The sequence below is a fragment of the Pseudomonas sp. GW821-FHT10B02 genome, assembly GCF_059415665.1.
In genome coordinates, this window is record NZ_JBWKNR010000002.1 from 348,104 (window position 1) to 363,818 (window position 15,715).

Sequence of the window (15,715 nt, forward strand, 5' to 3'; positions counted from 1 at the left end):
CTGTGTGAATCAGGCTGACATACGGGGAATGGTGTCGTCTTTACGCAATGTGAAGATCTCGTAGCCGGTCGCGGTCACCACCAGGGTGTGTTCCCACTGCGCCGAGAGCTTGCGGTCCTTGGTGATGGCGGTCCAGCCGTCGCCCAGCACTTTGGTGTCGGCGCGGCCCTGGTTGATCATCGGCTCGATGGTGAAGGTCATGCCTTCCTTGAGCTCCATGCCGGTGCCAGCACGGCCGTAGTGCAGGATCTGCGGCTCTTCGTGGAACACTTTGCCGATGCCATGGCCGCAGAACTCACGGACCACCGAGAAACCATTTTTTTCTGCGTGTTTCTGGATCACTTCACCGATGTCGCCCAGGCGGCAGCCCGGCTTGACCAGCTCGATGGCCTTGTACATGCATTCCTGGGTGACCTGGGACAGGCGCTCGGCCCACACCGGTACATTGCCGACGTGGAACATGCGGCTGGTGTCGCCGTGGTAGCCGTCCTTGATGACGGTTACGTCGATGTTCAGGGTGTCGCCATCCTTGAGCGGCTTGTCGCCCGGGATGCCGTGGCAAACCACGTGGTTGACCGAGGTACAGATCGACTTGGGAAAACCCTTGTAGTTGAGCGGTGCCGGGATCGCCTTCTGGACGTTGACGATATAGTCGTGGCACAGGCGGTCGAGCTCTTCGGTGGTGACGCCGGGCTTGACGTGCTCTTCGATCATCTCCAGGACTTCGGCGGCCAGGCGGCCGGCGATGCGCATCTTTTCGATGTCTTCGGCGGTTTTGATGGTGACGGTCATTGCAGGCTCTCTACGGCGCATGGATGCGCAAATATTCTGAGGAAAGGCCGGATTCTACCAGAGCGGCGCCCGCTAAGGCGGCTATGGCTGTGATACAGCCTTTATATAGAGGCATTCTGGCGCGATTAGCGTTGCGGTGCAAAAGCCTGTGACGGACGATGCTATTTCGGGTTCCGTTTAGCGCGCTTGTGTGATATAAAATGCGCCGCTTTGCGGGGATAGCCCCGAGAGCTTAAACCCACACACGTGTCGACACGATGACCTGGGTGCCTTCGATCTACGGATCCTGGGTTGGTCATTGGGATACGTGGAGGCCCAACCCGACTTATCAAGGAACTATCATGTCCCAAGTCAACATGCGCGATATGCTGAAGGCCGGTGTGCACTTCGGTCACCAAACCCGTTACTGGAACCCGAAAATGGGTAAGTACATTTTCGGCGCGCGCAACAAGATTCACATCATCAACCTTGAAAAAACCCTGCCAATGTTCAACGACGCACTGACTTTCGTCGAGCGTCTGGCCCAGGGCAAAAACAAGATTCTGTTCGTCGGCACCAAGCGTTCCGCTGGCAAGATCGTTGCTGAAGAAGCAGCACGTTGCGGTTCGCCGTACGTCGATCACCGCTGGTTGGGCGGCATGCTGACCAACTACAAAACCATCCGTGCTTCGATCAAGCGTCTGCGCGACTTGGAAACCCAGGCCGAAGATGGCACCTTCGCCAAGCTGACCAAGAAAGAAGCCCTGATGCGCTCCCGTGATCTGGAAAAACTGGATCGCAGCCTGGGCGGCATCAAGGACATGGGCGGTCTGCCTGATGCCCTGTTCGTGATCGACGTTGACCACGAGCGCATCGCTATCACCGAAGCCAACAAGCTGGGCATCCCGGTCATCGGCGTTGTCGATACCAACAGCAGCCCAGAAGGCGTTGACTACATCATCCCAGGCAACGATGACGCCATCCGCGCTATCCAGCTGTACATGGGTTCGATGGCTGACGCGGTTATCCGTGGTCGCAACAACGTTGCTGGCGGCACCGAAGTTTACGCTGAAGAAGCAGCACCAGCTGCTGAGTAATTGACGCCTGGCGTCTACTCGGCACGCAAAAAGGGGGCTAGGCCCCCTTTTTGCCACCTTGAAATCCTCCTGTCAGCATCGCCGTTGCAAACTGCATGAGTGCTGGCACTGGATTTACAGATTTGAACGCCCGTCAAGTATCGGGTGGAATGGTTGAAAACCTATCCAAGAGGAATTTGAAATGGCAGAGATTACTGCAGCGCTGGTTAAAGAACTGCGCGAGCGTACCGGCGAAGGCATGATGGACTGCAAGAAAGCCTTGACCAAGGCTGGCGGCGACATCGAAAAAGCAATCGACGACATGCGTGCTTCGGGCGCCATCAAGGCCGCCAAGAAAGCTGGCAACGTTGCTGCTGAAGGCGCCATCGCCATCAAGGCTGACGACAAGTCCGCCGTCCTGCTGGAAGTGAACTCGCAGACCGACTTCCTGGCCCTGCAAGACGACTTCAAGAACTTCGTCGCTGAAAGCGTTGAACAGGCTTTCGCTGAAAAACTGACCGACGCCGCTCCGCTGATCGCTTCGCGCGAAGCAGCTCGTGAAGCGCTGGTTGCCAAGGTTGGTGAGAACGTCAACATCCGTCGCCTGGTGCGCGTTGAAGGTGACGTTGTCGGTACCTACCTGCACGGTAACAAGATCGGTGTTGCTGTTGTCCTGAAGGGCGGCGACGTCCAGCTGGCCAAAGAAATCGCCATGCACGTGGCTGCCAGCAACCCAGAGTTCCTGAATCCATCGGAAGTCTCGGCTGAAGCAATCGAGCGCGAGAAGGCTGTATTCATGCAGCTGAACGAAGAGAAGATGAAGGGCAAGCCTGAGAACATCGTCGCCAACATGATCGACGGTCGTATCAAGAAGTTCCTGGCCGAAGCCAGCCTGGTCGAGCAGGCGTTCGTCATGAACCCGGAAATCAAGGTCGGCGAACTGGCCAAGAAAGCCGGCGCTGAAATCGTTTCCTTCACCTACTTCAAAGTAGGCGAAGGCATCGAGAAGCCAGTTGACAACTTCGCTGAAGAAGTTGCCGCTCAGCTGGCTGCTGCCAAGCAATAAGACAGATTCACCTCTGTCGCCCCGAAGAGGCTGCCCGCTCACGCGCGCAGCCTCTTTGTCAAAGCGGGGGCGGTTTACGAGACCGTTGCTCGCTGGCGCAGTAGCTGCGCCACACTAGAGTTACGCGCAGACTGACAGCAGTCCGCCAGATTTTTTACAAACGCCGCAGGAGAGATTCGCAATGGCTCAGCAGGGCAGTGGTTATCAAGCTCGCTATAAACGCATTCTACTCAAGCTTAGCGGCGAGGCCCTGATGGGCTCGGAAGAGTTCGGGATCGACCCCAAGGTCCTGGATCGCATGGCACTGGAAGTTGGCCAACTGGTCGGGATCGGTGTTCAGGTAGGCTTGGTGATCGGTGGTGGCAACCTGTTCCGTGGTGCGGCGCTCAGTGCAGCCGGCATGGACCGCGTCACTGGCGACCACATGGGCATGCTGGCTACGGTGATGAACGGCCTGGCCATGCGCGATGCGCTGGAGCGGGCGAATATTACCGCTATCGTCATGTCGGCCATCTCCATGGTGGGTGTGACCGATCACTACGACCGTCGCAAAGCCATGCGCCACCTGAACTCGAAAGAAGTTGTAATCTTCGCTGCCGGTACCGGCAACCCGTTCTTCACCACCGACTCCGCTGCCTGCCTGCGCGCCATCGAAATCGATGCCGATGTGGTATTGAAGGCAACCAAGGTCGATGGTGTATACACTGCAGATCCATTCAAAGACCCGCATGCCGAGAAGTTCGATCATCTGACTTACGATGAAGTGCTGGATCGCAAGCTGGGCGTAATGGACCTGACGGCAATCTGCCTGTGCCGCGACCACAAGATGCCGTTGCGCGTCTTCAACATGAACAAGCCCGGCGCCCTGCTGAATATCGTACATGGTGGCGCTGAAGGAACTCTGATCGAGGAAGTTCAAAAATGATCAACGAAATCAAGAAAGACGCCCAAGCGCGCATGCAGAAATCCCTGGAGTCTCTGGCTTACGCGTTCGGCCAGATTCGTACCGGCAAGGCACACCCAAGCATCCTGGCAAGCGTGATGGTGCCTTACTACGGTACCGACACCCCGATCAGCGGCGTCGCCAACGTCACCGTGAAAGATTCGCGCACCCTGCAGGTCGTGGCTTTCGAGCGCAACATGCTCGCTGCCGTTGACAAGGCCATCCAGAGCGCCGGTTTGAATCTCAACCCGACCAACCTGGGTGAGTTGCTGCTGATCACCATGCCAGCCCTGACTGAAGAAACCCGCAAGGGCTTCACCAAGCAGGCACGCAGTGCGGCCGAAGACGCTCGCGTTGCTGTGCGCAACATTCGCCGCGATGCTCTGGGTGAACTGAAGAAGCTGGTCAAAGACAAGGAAATCAGTGAAGACGAAGAGCGTCGCGCCATCGCTGATATCGACAAGCTGACGAAAGATACCGAGGCCCAGATTACCAAGGCCACCGAAGAGAAAGAAAAGGACCTGATGGCCGTTTAAAGGTCGGGACTTTTTTAATGGAAAAGACCAAACAGGGTGGGTCCCCATCGGTGCCGCGCCATGTCGCGATCATCATGGATGGGAATAATCGCTGGGCGAAGAAGCGCCTGTTGCCCGGTGTCGCCGGGCACAAGGCAGGCGTCGATGCGGTGCGCGCGGTCATCGAGGTGTGCGCCGAGGCCAAGGTCGAGGTCTTGACCCTGTTCGCCTTCTCCAGCGAGAACTGGCAGCGACCGGCCGAAGAGGTCGGGGCGTTGATGGAGCTGTTCTTCTCGGCCTTGCGTCGGGAAGCCAGGCGCCTCAACGACAACAACATCAGTCTGCGCATCATCGGGGATCGCTCACGCTTTCACCCTGAGCTGCAGGCTGCCATGCGCGAAGCGGAAGCGCTGACTGCTGGCAGCAACCGCTTCATTCTGCAAATCGCCGCCAACTACGGCGGCCAGTGGGATATCGCCCAGGCCGCCCAGCGCCTGGCGCGCGAGGTTCAGGCCGGCCACCTGCGCCCGGACGACATCACGCCCGAGCTGCTGCAGACCTGCCTGGCAACAGGTGATCTGCCGCTGCCCGATCTGTGTATCCGTACCGGTGGCGAGCACCGCATCAGTAACTTCCTGTTGTGGCAGCTGGCGTACGCCGAACTGTACTTCTCCGACCTGTTCTGGCCGGACTTCAAACACGAGGCCATGCGCACAGCGTTGGCCGATTACGCTTCGCGCCAGCGCCGCTTCGGGAAAACCAGCGAGCAGGTCGAAGCTGGAGCCCGTGCTTAATGCTTAAACAACGCATCATCACTGCGCTGATCCTGTTGCCGATCGCTCTGGGTGGCTTCTTCTTGCTCGATGGTGGCGATTTCGCCCTGTTCATCGGTCTGGTGGTCACCCTGGGTGCCTGGGAGTGGGCGCGCCTGGCGGGCCTGGTGGCGCAAGCTGTACGTGTTGCCTTTGCCGCCGTGGTGGCCGGGCTGCTGATGCTGCTCTACCTCATGCCGGAGCTGGCGCCTTGGGTGCTGGGTGCGTCGGTCTTGTGGTGGGGTGTGGCGACCTGGTTGGTGCTGACGTATCCGCGTACCAACGAACTCTGGTCCAGCGTTGCCTGCCGGTTGCTGATCGGCCTGCTGATCCTGTTGCCGGCCTGGCAGGGCCTGGTGCTGCTCAAGCACTGGCCTTTGGGTAATTGGCTGATCATGGCGGTCATGGTGCTGGTCTGGGCTGCGGACATTGGGGCGTACTTCTCCGGGCGTGCCTTCGGCAAGCGCAAGCTGGCGCCGCAAGTGAGTCCGGGCAAAAGCTGGGAAGGTGTCTATGGCGGCCTGGCGTTGAGCCTGGTGATTACCCTGGTGGTCGGTCTTGAACGCGACTGGGGTATCGCCGAGTTGCTGCTGGGCCTGGTCGGCGCTGCCATTGTGGTGCTGGTGTCGGTGGTTGGTGACCTGACCGAAAGCATGTTCAAGCGCCGTTCTGGGATCAAGGACAGCAGTAATCTGCTGCCGGGCCACGGCGGCGTACTGGACCGCATCGACAGCCTGACCGCTGCCATTCCGCTGTTTGCCGTGCTGCTCTGGGCAGCCAACTGGGGCGTGATGTGAGTAGCGTGCAACGTATTACCGTGCTGGGGGCTACCGGCTCGATTGGCCTGAGCACCCTGGATGTCATCGCTCGTCATCCCGACCGCTACCAGGTGTTCGCCTTGAGTGGTTACTCTCGCTTGCCGGAGCTGCTCGCGCTGTGTCTGCGCCATGCCCCGGTGTTTGCCGTGGTGCCGTCGGCCGAGGCGGCGGGGCAGTTGCGTGCAGGGTTGGCGGCAGCCGGTTCGAGCACCGAAGTGCTGGAAGGCGAAGCTGGCTTGTGCCAGGTGGCGGCAGCCCCTGAGGTTGACGCGGTGATGGCGGCGATTGTCGGCGCGGCAGGATTGCGTCCTACCCTGGCGGCGGTCGAGGCGGGCAAGAAAGTCCTGCTGGCTAACAAGGAGGCGCTGGTGATGTCCGGCGCCTTGTTCATGCAGGCCGTGCAGCGCAGCGGTGCGGTGTTGCTGCCGATCGACAGCGAACACAACGCAATCTTCCAGTGCTTACCTGGTGACTATGCCCGTGGCCTGTCCCAGGTCGGTGTGCGGCGCATCCTGCTGACCGCCTCCGGTGGGCCGTTTCGCGAAACGCCGTTGGCCGAGCTGGCCGAGGTCAGCCCGGAGCAGGCCTGCGCCCATCCGAACTGGTCCATGGGGCGCAAGATCTCGGTCGACTCGGCCAGCATGATGAATAAAGGGCTCGAGCTGATCGAAGCGTGCTGGTTGTTCGATGCGCGGCCGAGTCAGGTCGAAGTGGTGGTGCATCCGCAGAGCGTGATTCACTCGCTGGTCGACTACGTCGATGGTTCGGTGCTGGCCCAACTGGGCAACCCGGACATGCGCACACCGATCGCCAATGCCCTGGCCTGGCCGCAGCGGATTGATTCCGGTGTCGCGCCGCTGGATCTGTTTGCGGTTGCGCGCCTGGATTTCCAGGCCCCCGACGAGCAGCGTTTCCCCTGTCTGCGCCTGGCGCGTGAGGCAGCCGAGGCGGGCAACAGTGCACCGGCGATGCTCAATGCAGCCAATGAAGTGGCGGTGGAGGCATTTCTCCAGCGGCGGATCCGCTTCCCGCAGATCGCGAGTATGATCGAACAAGTACTCGACCAGGAGCCGGTCGTCGCGGTGCCGACGCTTGAGGCGGTGTTCGCCGCCGATCAGCGCGCCCGCCAGCTGGCCGGTCAGTGGTTGAACCATCACGGGCGCTGAGGCCGGGCGCCTGGCTGGGCTGAACGTCATTCGGAGAAAGATATGAGTGCGCTCTACATGATTATCGGCACCCTGGTGGCATTGGGTGTGCTGGTCACCTTTCACGAATTCGGTCACTTCTGGGTGGCCCGGCGTTGTGGCGTCAAGGTTCTGCGTTTTTCCGTCGGTTTCGGTATGCCGCTGCTGCGCTGGCACGACCGCCATGGTACCGAGTTCGTGGTGGCAGCCATCCCGCTGGGTGGCTACGTCAAGATGCTCGATGAGCGCGAAGGTGAAGTGCCGGTTGATCAGCTCGATCAGTCCTTCAACCGCAAGTCGGTGCGCCAGCGTATTGCGATCGTTGCCGCCGGGCCTGTGGCCAACTTTCTGCTGGCCATCCTGTTTTTCTGGGTGCTGGCAATGCTTGGCACCCAGCAGGAACGTCCGGTCATTGGTGGGGTCGAAGCGGGCAGTGTTGCAGAGGCCGCAGGCCTGAAAGCTGGTCAGGAAATTGTTTCCATTGATGGCAAGGCGACCACTGGCTGGTCCGCCGTCAATTTGCAGTTGATTCGTCGCCTGGGCGAAAGCGGTCAGTTGCATATCAATGTGCGCGAAGAGGGCGCAACAGTCGACAGTGCTCATGTGCTGACCCTGGACAACTGGCTCAAAGGGGCTGACGAACCCGATCCTATTCGCTCGCTGGGATTGCGACTGTGGCGCCCGGCATTACCGCCAGTGCTGGCCGAACTTGACCCCAAGGGGCCGGCCAAGGCAGCTGGCCTGCAAACCGGTGATCGCCTGCTGAGCCTGGATGGCAAGGCGTTGAATGACTGGCAACAAGTCGTTGATATCGTGCGTTCGCGCGCGGGTAGCAAGATCGTGCTGCACGTCGAGCGCGATGATACAACCCTGGATATACCGGTTACCCTGGCCAGTCGCGGCGAGGGCAAGTCGGCCAGCGGTTATCTCGGAGCTGGCGTAAAGCCAGTGAAGTGGCCGGATGCCATGCTTCGGGAAGTCAGCTATGGACCCTTGGAGGCCGTAGGCGAGGGGCTTTCACGGACCTGGAACATGAGCGTCCTGACCCTCGAATCGTTGAAGAAAATGCTGTTCGGCGAGCTCTCGGTAAAAAACTTGAGTGGACCGATAACCATTGCTAAAGTGGCGGGCGCTTCAGCCCAGTCAGGCGTTGGGGATTTCCTGAATTTCCTCGCCTACCTGAGCATTAGCCTGGGGGTTCTTAATTTGCTGCCCATTCCAGTACTGGATGGGGGGCATTTGCTGTTCTACCTGATCGAATGGGCGCGTGGTCGTCCGCTTTCGGATCGGGTGCAAGGTTGGGGGATCCAGATCGGTATCAGTTTGGTAGTCGGGGTGATGTTGCTTGCCCTGATAAACGATTTGGGTCGACTGTAAAGCTTCGCTCAATTGCGAACCTGCCGCGTCCCGCGGCGGGTCGTTTATTGCCAGTTGGAATAAGAAAGGACTTCATGAAACGTCTGCTGCTAACTGCGGTTCTCGCCGTACTGATGATCGCTGAAGTTCACGCCGAGTCCTTCACCATCTCCGATATTCGTGTCAATGGTCTGCAGCGGGTTTCCGCGGGCAGCGTTTTCGGTGCTTTGCCATTGAACGTCGGCGATGAGGCCGATGACCGTCGCCTGGTGGACTCCACCCGTGCACTGTTCAAGACCGGTTTCTTTCAGGATATCCAACTGGGCCGTGACGGCAACGTCCTGATCATTACCGTGGTCGAGCGTCCTTCGGTGTCCAGCATCGAGATCGAAGGTAACAAGGCCATCAGCACTGAAGACCTGATGAAGGGTCTGAAACAGTCCGGCCTGTCCGAAGGCGAAATCTTCCAGCGCGCTACCCTTGAAGGTGTGCGTAACGAACTGCAGCGTCAGTACGTTGCCCAGGGCCGTTACTCGGCAGAGGTCGACACTGAAGTCGTGCCGCAGCCGCGCAACCGCGTCGGCCTGAAGATCAAGATCAACGAAGGCACCGTTGCTGCCATCCAGCATATCAACGTGGTCGGCAACACCGTCTTCCCTGAAGAAGACCTGGTTGGCCTGTTCGAGCTGAAGACCACCAACTGGCTGTCGTTCTTCAAGAACGATGACAAGTACGCCCGTGAAAAACTCTCCGGTGACCTGGAGCGTCTGCGTTCCTACTACCTGGACCGCGGCTACATCAACATGGACATCGCTTCCACCCAGGTGTCGATCACCCCGGACAAGAAGCACGTCTACATTACTGTCAACGTCAACGAAGGTGAGAAGTACACCGTTCGTGACGTGAAGCTCTCCGGCGACCTCAAGGTGCCGGAAGACCAGGTCAAGTCGCTGATGCTGGTGCAGCCGGGCCAGGTGTTCTCGCGTAAAGTGATGACCACCACCTCCGAGCTGATCACCCGTCGTCTGGGCAACGAAGGCTACACCTTCGCCAACGTCAACGGCGTGCCACAGCCAAACGACCAGGATCACACCGTCGACATCACCTTCGTGGTCGATCCGGGCAAGCGTGCCTACGTCAACCGTATCAACTTCCGTGGCAACACCAAGTCCGAAGACGAAGTGCTGCGCCGTGAAATGCGTCAGATGGAAGGTGGCTGGGCTTCGACTTACCTGATCGATCAGTCCAAGACCCGTCTTGAGCGCCTGGGCTTCTTCAAGGAAGTCAACGTCGAGACCCCGGCCGTTCCGGGCACCGATGACCAGGTCGACGTCAACTACAGCGTTGAAGAACAAGCGTCCGGTTCGATCACCGCCAGCGTCGGTTTCGCCCAGAGCGCCGGTCTGATCCTTGGTGGTTCGATCAGCCAGACCAACTTCCTGGGTACCGGTAACAAGGTCTCCATCGGTCTGACCCGCAGTGAATACCAGAGCCGCTACAACTTCGGCTTTGTTGACCCCTACTGGACTGCCGACGGCGTCAGCCTGGGCTATAACGCCTTCTATCGCACCACTGACTACGACGACCTCGACGTCGACGTTGCCAGCTACGCGGTTGATAGCCTGGGTGGGGGCGTCAGCGTCGGTTACCCGATCAGCGAAACTTCGCGCCTGACCTTCGGCCTGACCGTACAGCAGGACGAGATCAAGACCGGCCAGTACACCGTTGACGAGATCTTCGATTTCGTCAAAGAGGAAGGCGACAAGTACCTGAACTTCAAGGCTTCGGCCGGTTGGTCCGAGTCGACCCTGAACAAGGGCGTGCTCGCCACCCGTGGTCATTCCCAGAGTCTGGTGTTTGAAACCACTACGCCGGGCAGCGACCTGTCGTTCTTCAAACTCGATTACCGTGGTCAGCTGTTCAAGCCAATCACCAACGACTACACCCTGCGTCTGCACACCGAGCTGGGTTATGGTGATGGTTACGGCAGTACCTCGGGCCTGCCGTTCTATGAAAACTACTACGCTGGTGGTTTCAACTCGGTGCGCGGTTTCAAGGACAGCAGCCTGGGTCCACGCAGTACCCCGAGCCGTGGTTTCCCGGTGACGGGTAACGAAGGCACCATCGCCGACCCGGATCAGGACCCACTGCCGTTCGGTGGTAACGTCCTCATCCAGGGGGGTATGGAGCTGTTGTTCCCGCTGCCGTTTGTCAAGGACCAGCGTTCGCTGCGTACTTCGGTATTCTGGGATGTGGGTAACGTGTTCGATTCCAACTGCGGCTCTCAGCCGGATTGCGAGAAGCCTGGTCTGTCTGGACTGGCCAGCTCCGTTGGCCTGGGCGTGACCTGGATTACCGCGCTCGGTCCGTTGAGCTTCAGCCTGGCGATGCCGGTGAAGAAACCGGACGACGCCGATACCCAGGTGTTCCAATTCTCTCTGGGTCAGACCTTCTAAGGTCTGCCCCCTGCTAACGACAACGGATTCTGTAGGAGTGCATCGTGCGTAAGTTGACCCAACTGGCAGTACTGGCTGCGGCCCTGGTCGCAACCCCGGCTTTCGCCGAAATGAAAATTGCCGTTCTGAACTATCAGATGGCCCTGCTTGAGTCGGACGCGGCGAAGAAGTACGCCGTCGATGCCGAGAAGAAGTTCGGCCCGCAGCTGACCAAGCTGAAGAACCTGGAAAGCAGCGCCAAGGGCATTGCCGACCGGATTCGTGCCGGTGGCGACAAAATGGCCCAGCCAGAGCGCGAGCGTCTGGAGCTTGAATACAAGCAAAAAGCCCGCGACTTCCAGTTCCAGTCCAAGGAACTGAACGAGTCCAAGGCCGTGGCCGACCGTGAAATGCTCAAGCAACTGAAGCCCAAGCTCGATGGCGCGGTTGAAGAAGTGATCAAGAAGGGCGGTTTTGACCTGGTGCTCGAGCGTGGCGCGGTGATTGATGTCAAACCTCAGTACGACATCACTCGCCAAGTCATCGAGCGCATGAACCAGTCCCGTTGAACATGACTGTGACCATGAAACTCGGCCAGCTGGCCGAGTTCCTCGGCGCCACCCTAAGTGGCCCCGAGGAGCTGGAAATCTCTGGCCTGGCAACCCTTCAGGAAGCCGGGCCGGGGCAGTTGAGCTTTCTCGCCAATCCGCAGTACCGCAAGTACCTCGGTGACAGCCAGGCAGCTGCGATCCTGCTCAAGCCTGCTGATGCCGAAGGCTTTGCCGGCAATGCCCTGATCGTCCCCGATCCGTACCTCGCCTATGCGCGCATCTCCCACCTGTTCGATCCAAAGCCCAGGGCTGTAGCGGGAATTCATCCCAGCGCCGTGGTTGCCGCCGATGCTCAGGTCGATGCCAGCGCCAGTGTCGGCGCCTGTGCGGTGATCGAGAGCGGTGCGCAGATCGGCCCGGGAGTGACCATCGGTGCACAGTGCTTCATCGGCGCCCGTTGCGTGATCGGCGAGGGCGGCTGGCTGGCGCCGCGAGTGACCCTTTACCACGACGTGCGCATCGGTAAGCGTGTGGTGATTCAGTCTGGTGCAGTTATCGGGGGTGAGGGCTTCGGCTTTGCCAACGAGAAGGGTGTCTGGCAGAAGATCGCGCAGATCGGTGGTGTCAGTATTGGCGACGATGTCGAAATCGGAGTCAACACCGCGGTTGACCGTGGCGCCCTGGCAGACACGCGGATCGGCAATGGGGTCAAGCTCGACAACCAGATCCAGATCGCCCATAACGTACAGATTGGTGATCACACGGCAATGGCGGCTTGTGTCGGCATTTCCGGCAGTACCAAGATTGGCAAGCATTGCACCATCGCCGGCGGTGTCGGCATGGTGGGGCATATCGATGTCTGCGACGGCGTTTTCGTATCCGGCATGACCATGGTCACACGTTCGATCACCGAACCTGGGGCTTATTCTTCCGGTACGGCGATGCAGCCGCTGGGCGAGTGGCGTAAAAGTGCCGCACGGATTCGCCAGCTCGACGAGATGGCGAAACGCCTTCAACAGTTGGAAAAGCGTGTCGAGGTCGTGACCTCAGGCAGCCAGCCTTCATCAGAAGGCTGATACCATTTCCTGATCGAGAGTGAATAGCCACAGGCTGACTCTTTGATTTGCAAAAGGAGCGCCTGGCAAAAGCGGGCGCTCCCTATCTTTACTACAGGCTTCCCCCCGAAATGATGGACATCAACGAGATTCGCGAATACCTGCCTCACCGTTACCCGTTCCTGTTGGTGGACCGGGTGGTGGACCTGGACGTCGAGGCCCAGCGCATTCGTGCCTACAAGAATGTCAGCATCAACGAACCGTTCTTCAATGGTCACTTCCCGGCGCACCCGATCATGCCGGGCGTGCTGATCATCGAAGCCATGGCCCAGGCGGCCGGTATCCTTGGCTTCAAGATGCTCGACGTGAAACCTGCGGACGGTACGCTGTACTATTTCGTCGGTTCCGACAAACTGCGCTTCCGTCAGCCGGTGCTGCCGGGTGACCAGCTGATCCTCGAAGCCAAGTTCATCAGCTGCAAGCGTCAGATCTGGAAGTTCGAATGCCAGGCGTCGGTCGATGGCAAGCCAGTGTGCTCGGCCGAGATCATCTGCGCGGAACGTAAACTATGAGTTTGATTGACCCTCGGGCAATTATCGATCCCTCGGCGAAGATCGCCGACGGCGTCGAGGTTGGCCCTTGGTCTATCGTCGGTGCCGGGGTCGAGATCGGCGAGGGGACCGTTATCGGTCCGCACGTAATTCTCAAGGGTCCGACCCGTATCGGTCGACACAATCGCATCTACCAGTTTTCCTCGGTAGGTGAAGATACCCCTGACCTCAAGTACAAGGGTGAGCCTACACGCCTGGTAATCGGTGATCACAATGTCATCCGTGAAGGCGTGACCATCCACCGTGGCACCGTGCAGGACCGCTCGGAAACCACGCTGGGCGATCACAACCTGATCATGGCCTATGCCCACATCGGTCACGACAGCGTCATCGGCAACCACTGCATCCTGGTCAACAATACTGCGCTGGCCGGGCATGTCCATGTGGATGACTGGGCGATCCTCTCCGGATTCACCCTGGTGCATCAGTTCTGCCATATCGGCGCCCACAGCTTTTCCGGCATGGGCACCGCAATCGGCAAGGATGTACCGGCGTATGTGACGGTGTTCGGTAATCCGGCCGAGGCGCGCAGCATGAACTTCGAGGGCATGCGCCGTCGGGGCTTCAGTGAAGATGCCATTCACGCCCTGCGTCGTGCCTACAAGGTGGTTTATCGTCAGGGGCTGACGGTCGAGCAGGCTATCGCCGAACTGGCCGAACCTGCCGCGCAATTCCCTGAAGTCGACGTGTTCCTCAAGTCGATCCAGAACTCCACCCGCGGCATCACCCGCTGATCATGGCTGAGCTCTGTGTAGCGCTGGTGGCGGGTGAAGCCAGCGGCGACATCCTTGGCGCCGGCTTGATGCGGGCGCTCAAGGCGCGCCATCCGCAGGTACGTTTCATCGGGGTTGGCGGGCCGCTGATGCAGGCTGAGGGCCTGGTGTCCTACTTCCCCATGGAACGCCTGGCGGTCATGGGCCTGGTCGAGGTGCTGGGTCGCCTGCGCGAGCTACTCAAGCGGCGCAAGGCTCTGATCCAGACCTTGATCGAAGAACGCCCGGATGTGTTCATCGGTATCGATGCGCCTGACTTCACCCTCAATATCGAGCTGAACCTGCGCAAGGCCGGGATCAAGACCGTGCATTACGTCAGCCCCTCGGTCTGGGCCTGGCGGCAGAAGCGTGTGCTGAAGATTCGCGAAGGTTGTGACCTGATGCTGACGCTGTTTCCCTTCGAGGCCAGGTTCTACGAAGAGAAGGGTGTGCCGGTACGTTTCGTCGGTCACCCGCTGGCTGACAGTATTCCTCTCGAAGCTGATCGTCGTGCTGCCCGCGAGCAACTGGGGCTCGGCGAAGGGCCGCTGGTGGCCTTGATGCCCGGCAGCCGTGGCGGTGAAGTCGGACGCCTGGGGACGTTGTTTCTCGATACCGCTCAGCGTTTGCGCGAGCTGGTGCCGGGTGTGCGCTTCGTGTCGCCGTGTGCCAATGCCGAGCGCCGGGCCCAGCTGGAACAGATGCTGGAAGGTCGCGACCTGCCGCTGACCCTGCTCGACGGTCGTTCGCACCAAGCCCTGGCGGCCTGCGATGCGGTGCTGATCGCCTCGGGTACCGCCACCCTGGAAGCGCTGCTGTTCAAGCGGCCGATGGTGGTTGCCTACCGTTTGGCACCGCTGACTTACTGGATTCTCAAACGACTGGTCAAAAGCCCCTACGTTTCCCTGCCCAACCTGCTGGCCCAGCGCATGCTGGTGCCTGAGTTGCTGCAGGAAGCCGCCACCCCCGAAGCGCTGGCCCAGACCCTGGCGCCGCTGGTAGAGGGTGGTACACAGCAGACCGAAGGCTTTGACCAGATTCACCGTACCCTGCGCCGCGATGCCTCGAACCAGGCAGCCGAAGCGGTGCTGGCCCTGCTGGAAACCCGATAGATGCAAATGGGACTGGACTTCAACCTGGTCGAGGACCTGGTCGCCGGCGTCGACGAAGTTGGCCGCGGCCCGCTGTGCGGCGCGGTAGTGACGGCGGCGGTGATCCTCGATCCGCAGCGACCGATCCTTGGTCTGAACGATTCGAAGAAGCTCACCGAGGCACGTCGCGAAAAGCTGTTCGATGAAATCTGCGAAAAAGCCCTGAGCTTCTGCATTGCCCGCGCCGAAGTCGAAGAAATCGACGAACTGAACATCCTGCATGCCACCATGCTGGCCATGCAGCGCGCGGTCGAAGGGCTGAGCGTCACACCGAAACTGGCGCTGATCGATGGCAACCGCTGCCCCAAGCTGTCAGTGCCGTCGGCACCGGTGGTCAAGGGTGACAGCCAGGTGCCGGCGATCGCTGCCGCTTCGATTCTGGCCAAGGTTACCCGCGACCGGGAAATGGCCGCTTTCGAGCTGATGTATCCAGGTTACGGTATTGGCGGACACAAGGGCTATCCGACGCCGGTGCACCTTGAAGCCCTGGCGCGGCTCGGGCCGACGCCGATTCACCGGCGCTCTTTCGCACCGGTTCGTGCCGCTTACGAGGCGCGGGGCGCTTTGAGCAACGGTTTCGCCGAGGTCTGATGATTTCGGACAAGTGTCAGCAGTCAGG

The 15,715-nt window shown here is 59.9% G+C and carries 16 protein-coding genes; 15 read left to right on the top strand and 1 reads right to left on the bottom strand.

The annotated features are described in order from the left end of the window. Window positions 1–9 precede the first annotated feature (9 nt). Complete coding sequence (gene map / locus AC07OF_RS04560) at window positions 10–792, bottom strand: type I methionyl aminopeptidase (RefSeq protein WP_038614013.1); 783 nt, start codon at window positions 790–792, stop codon at window positions 10–12. A gap of 341 nt (window positions 793–1,133) precedes the next feature. Between map and rpsB the strand changes: the two genes are divergently transcribed. The 15 genes from rpsB (at window position 1,134) to rnhB (ending at window position 15,687) form a co-directional block, all read left to right on the top strand. Continuing rightward, the gene (gene rpsB, locus AC07OF_RS04565; protein WP_038614011.1) at window positions 1,134–1,868 is read left to right on the top strand and encodes a 30S ribosomal protein S2; all 735 of its coding nucleotides are present in this window, start codon (window positions 1,134–1,136) and stop codon (window positions 1,866–1,868) included. A 181-nt stretch (window positions 1,869–2,049) separates the two neighbouring features. Continuing rightward, window positions 2,050–2,913 (top strand): translation elongation factor Ts, encoded by an 864-nt coding sequence (gene tsf, locus AC07OF_RS04570; RefSeq protein WP_038614008.1) that lies wholly within the window; start codon window positions 2,050–2,052, stop codon window positions 2,911–2,913. A 181-nt stretch (window positions 2,914–3,094) separates the two neighbouring features. After that, complete coding sequence (gene pyrH / locus AC07OF_RS04575) at window positions 3,095–3,838, top strand: UMP kinase (RefSeq protein WP_010224848.1); 744 nt, start codon at window positions 3,095–3,097, stop codon at window positions 3,836–3,838. Then, window positions 3,835–4,392: a ribosome recycling factor gene (gene frr, locus AC07OF_RS04580; RefSeq protein ID WP_045193626.1), complete on the top strand. Its 558-nt coding sequence runs from the start codon at window positions 3,835–3,837 to the stop codon at window positions 4,390–4,392. Before pyrH ends, frr begins: the two co-directional genes overlap by 4 nt. A gap of 17 nt (window positions 4,393–4,409) precedes the next feature. Continuing rightward, window positions 4,410–5,165 (top strand): polyprenyl diphosphate synthase, encoded by a 756-nt coding sequence (gene uppS, locus AC07OF_RS04585; RefSeq protein ID WP_157193730.1) that lies wholly within the window; start codon window positions 4,410–4,412, stop codon window positions 5,163–5,165. Further along, on the top strand, window positions 5,165–5,980 hold the full coding sequence (locus tag AC07OF_RS04590; protein ID WP_157193729.1) for a phosphatidate cytidylyltransferase: 816 nt from the start codon (window positions 5,165–5,167) through the stop codon (window positions 5,978–5,980). Before uppS ends, AC07OF_RS04590 begins: the two co-directional genes overlap by 1 nt. Then, window positions 5,977–7,167, top strand: a complete 1,191-nt coding sequence (gene ispC, locus AC07OF_RS04595; RefSeq protein WP_157193728.1) for a 1-deoxy-D-xylulose-5-phosphate reductoisomerase — start codon at window positions 5,977–5,979, stop codon at window positions 7,165–7,167. Before AC07OF_RS04590 ends, ispC begins: the two co-directional genes overlap by 4 nt. 42 nt (window positions 7,168–7,209) lie before the next feature. Next, complete coding sequence (rseP, locus tag AC07OF_RS04600; protein WP_476445912.1) at window positions 7,210–8,562, top strand: RIP metalloprotease RseP; 1,353 nt, start codon at window positions 7,210–7,212, stop codon at window positions 8,560–8,562. Between the two features lie 74 nt (window positions 8,563–8,636). Further along, complete coding sequence (bamA, locus tag AC07OF_RS04605; protein WP_157193726.1) at window positions 8,637–10,997, top strand: outer membrane protein assembly factor BamA; 2,361 nt, start codon at window positions 8,637–8,639, stop codon at window positions 10,995–10,997. A gap of 44 nt (window positions 10,998–11,041) precedes the next feature. Next, window positions 11,042–11,545 (top strand): OmpH/Skp family outer membrane protein, encoded by a 504-nt coding sequence (locus AC07OF_RS04610; RefSeq protein ID WP_010224837.1) that lies wholly within the window; start codon window positions 11,042–11,044, stop codon window positions 11,543–11,545. 2 nt (window positions 11,546–11,547) lie between these two features. Further along, window positions 11,548–12,603, top strand: coding sequence for a UDP-3-O-(3-hydroxymyristoyl)glucosamine N-acyltransferase (lpxD, locus tag AC07OF_RS04615; RefSeq protein ID WP_157193725.1), 1,056 nt, complete (start codon window positions 11,548–11,550; stop codon window positions 12,601–12,603). 110 nt (window positions 12,604–12,713) lie between these two features. Beyond that, window positions 12,714–13,154 (top strand): 3-hydroxyacyl-ACP dehydratase FabZ, encoded by a 441-nt coding sequence (gene fabZ / locus AC07OF_RS04620; protein WP_038613986.1) that lies wholly within the window; start codon window positions 12,714–12,716, stop codon window positions 13,152–13,154. Beyond that, on the top strand, window positions 13,151–13,927 hold the full coding sequence (gene lpxA / locus AC07OF_RS04625; RefSeq protein WP_038613984.1) for an acyl-ACP--UDP-N-acetylglucosamine O-acyltransferase: 777 nt from the start codon (window positions 13,151–13,153) through the stop codon (window positions 13,925–13,927). The genes fabZ and lpxA overlap by 4 nt, the downstream gene beginning before the upstream one ends. Before the next feature lie 2 nt (window positions 13,928–13,929). After that, a complete protein-coding gene (lpxB, locus tag AC07OF_RS04630; protein WP_157193724.1) occupies window positions 13,930–15,057 on the top strand; it encodes a lipid-A-disaccharide synthase in 1,128 nt (375 codons plus the stop codon). Then, a complete protein-coding gene (rnhB, locus tag AC07OF_RS04635; RefSeq protein ID WP_157193723.1) occupies window positions 15,058–15,687 on the top strand; it encodes a ribonuclease HII in 630 nt (209 codons plus the stop codon). It begins immediately after the preceding gene. The last annotated feature ends 28 nt before the right edge of the window (window positions 15,688–15,715 follow it).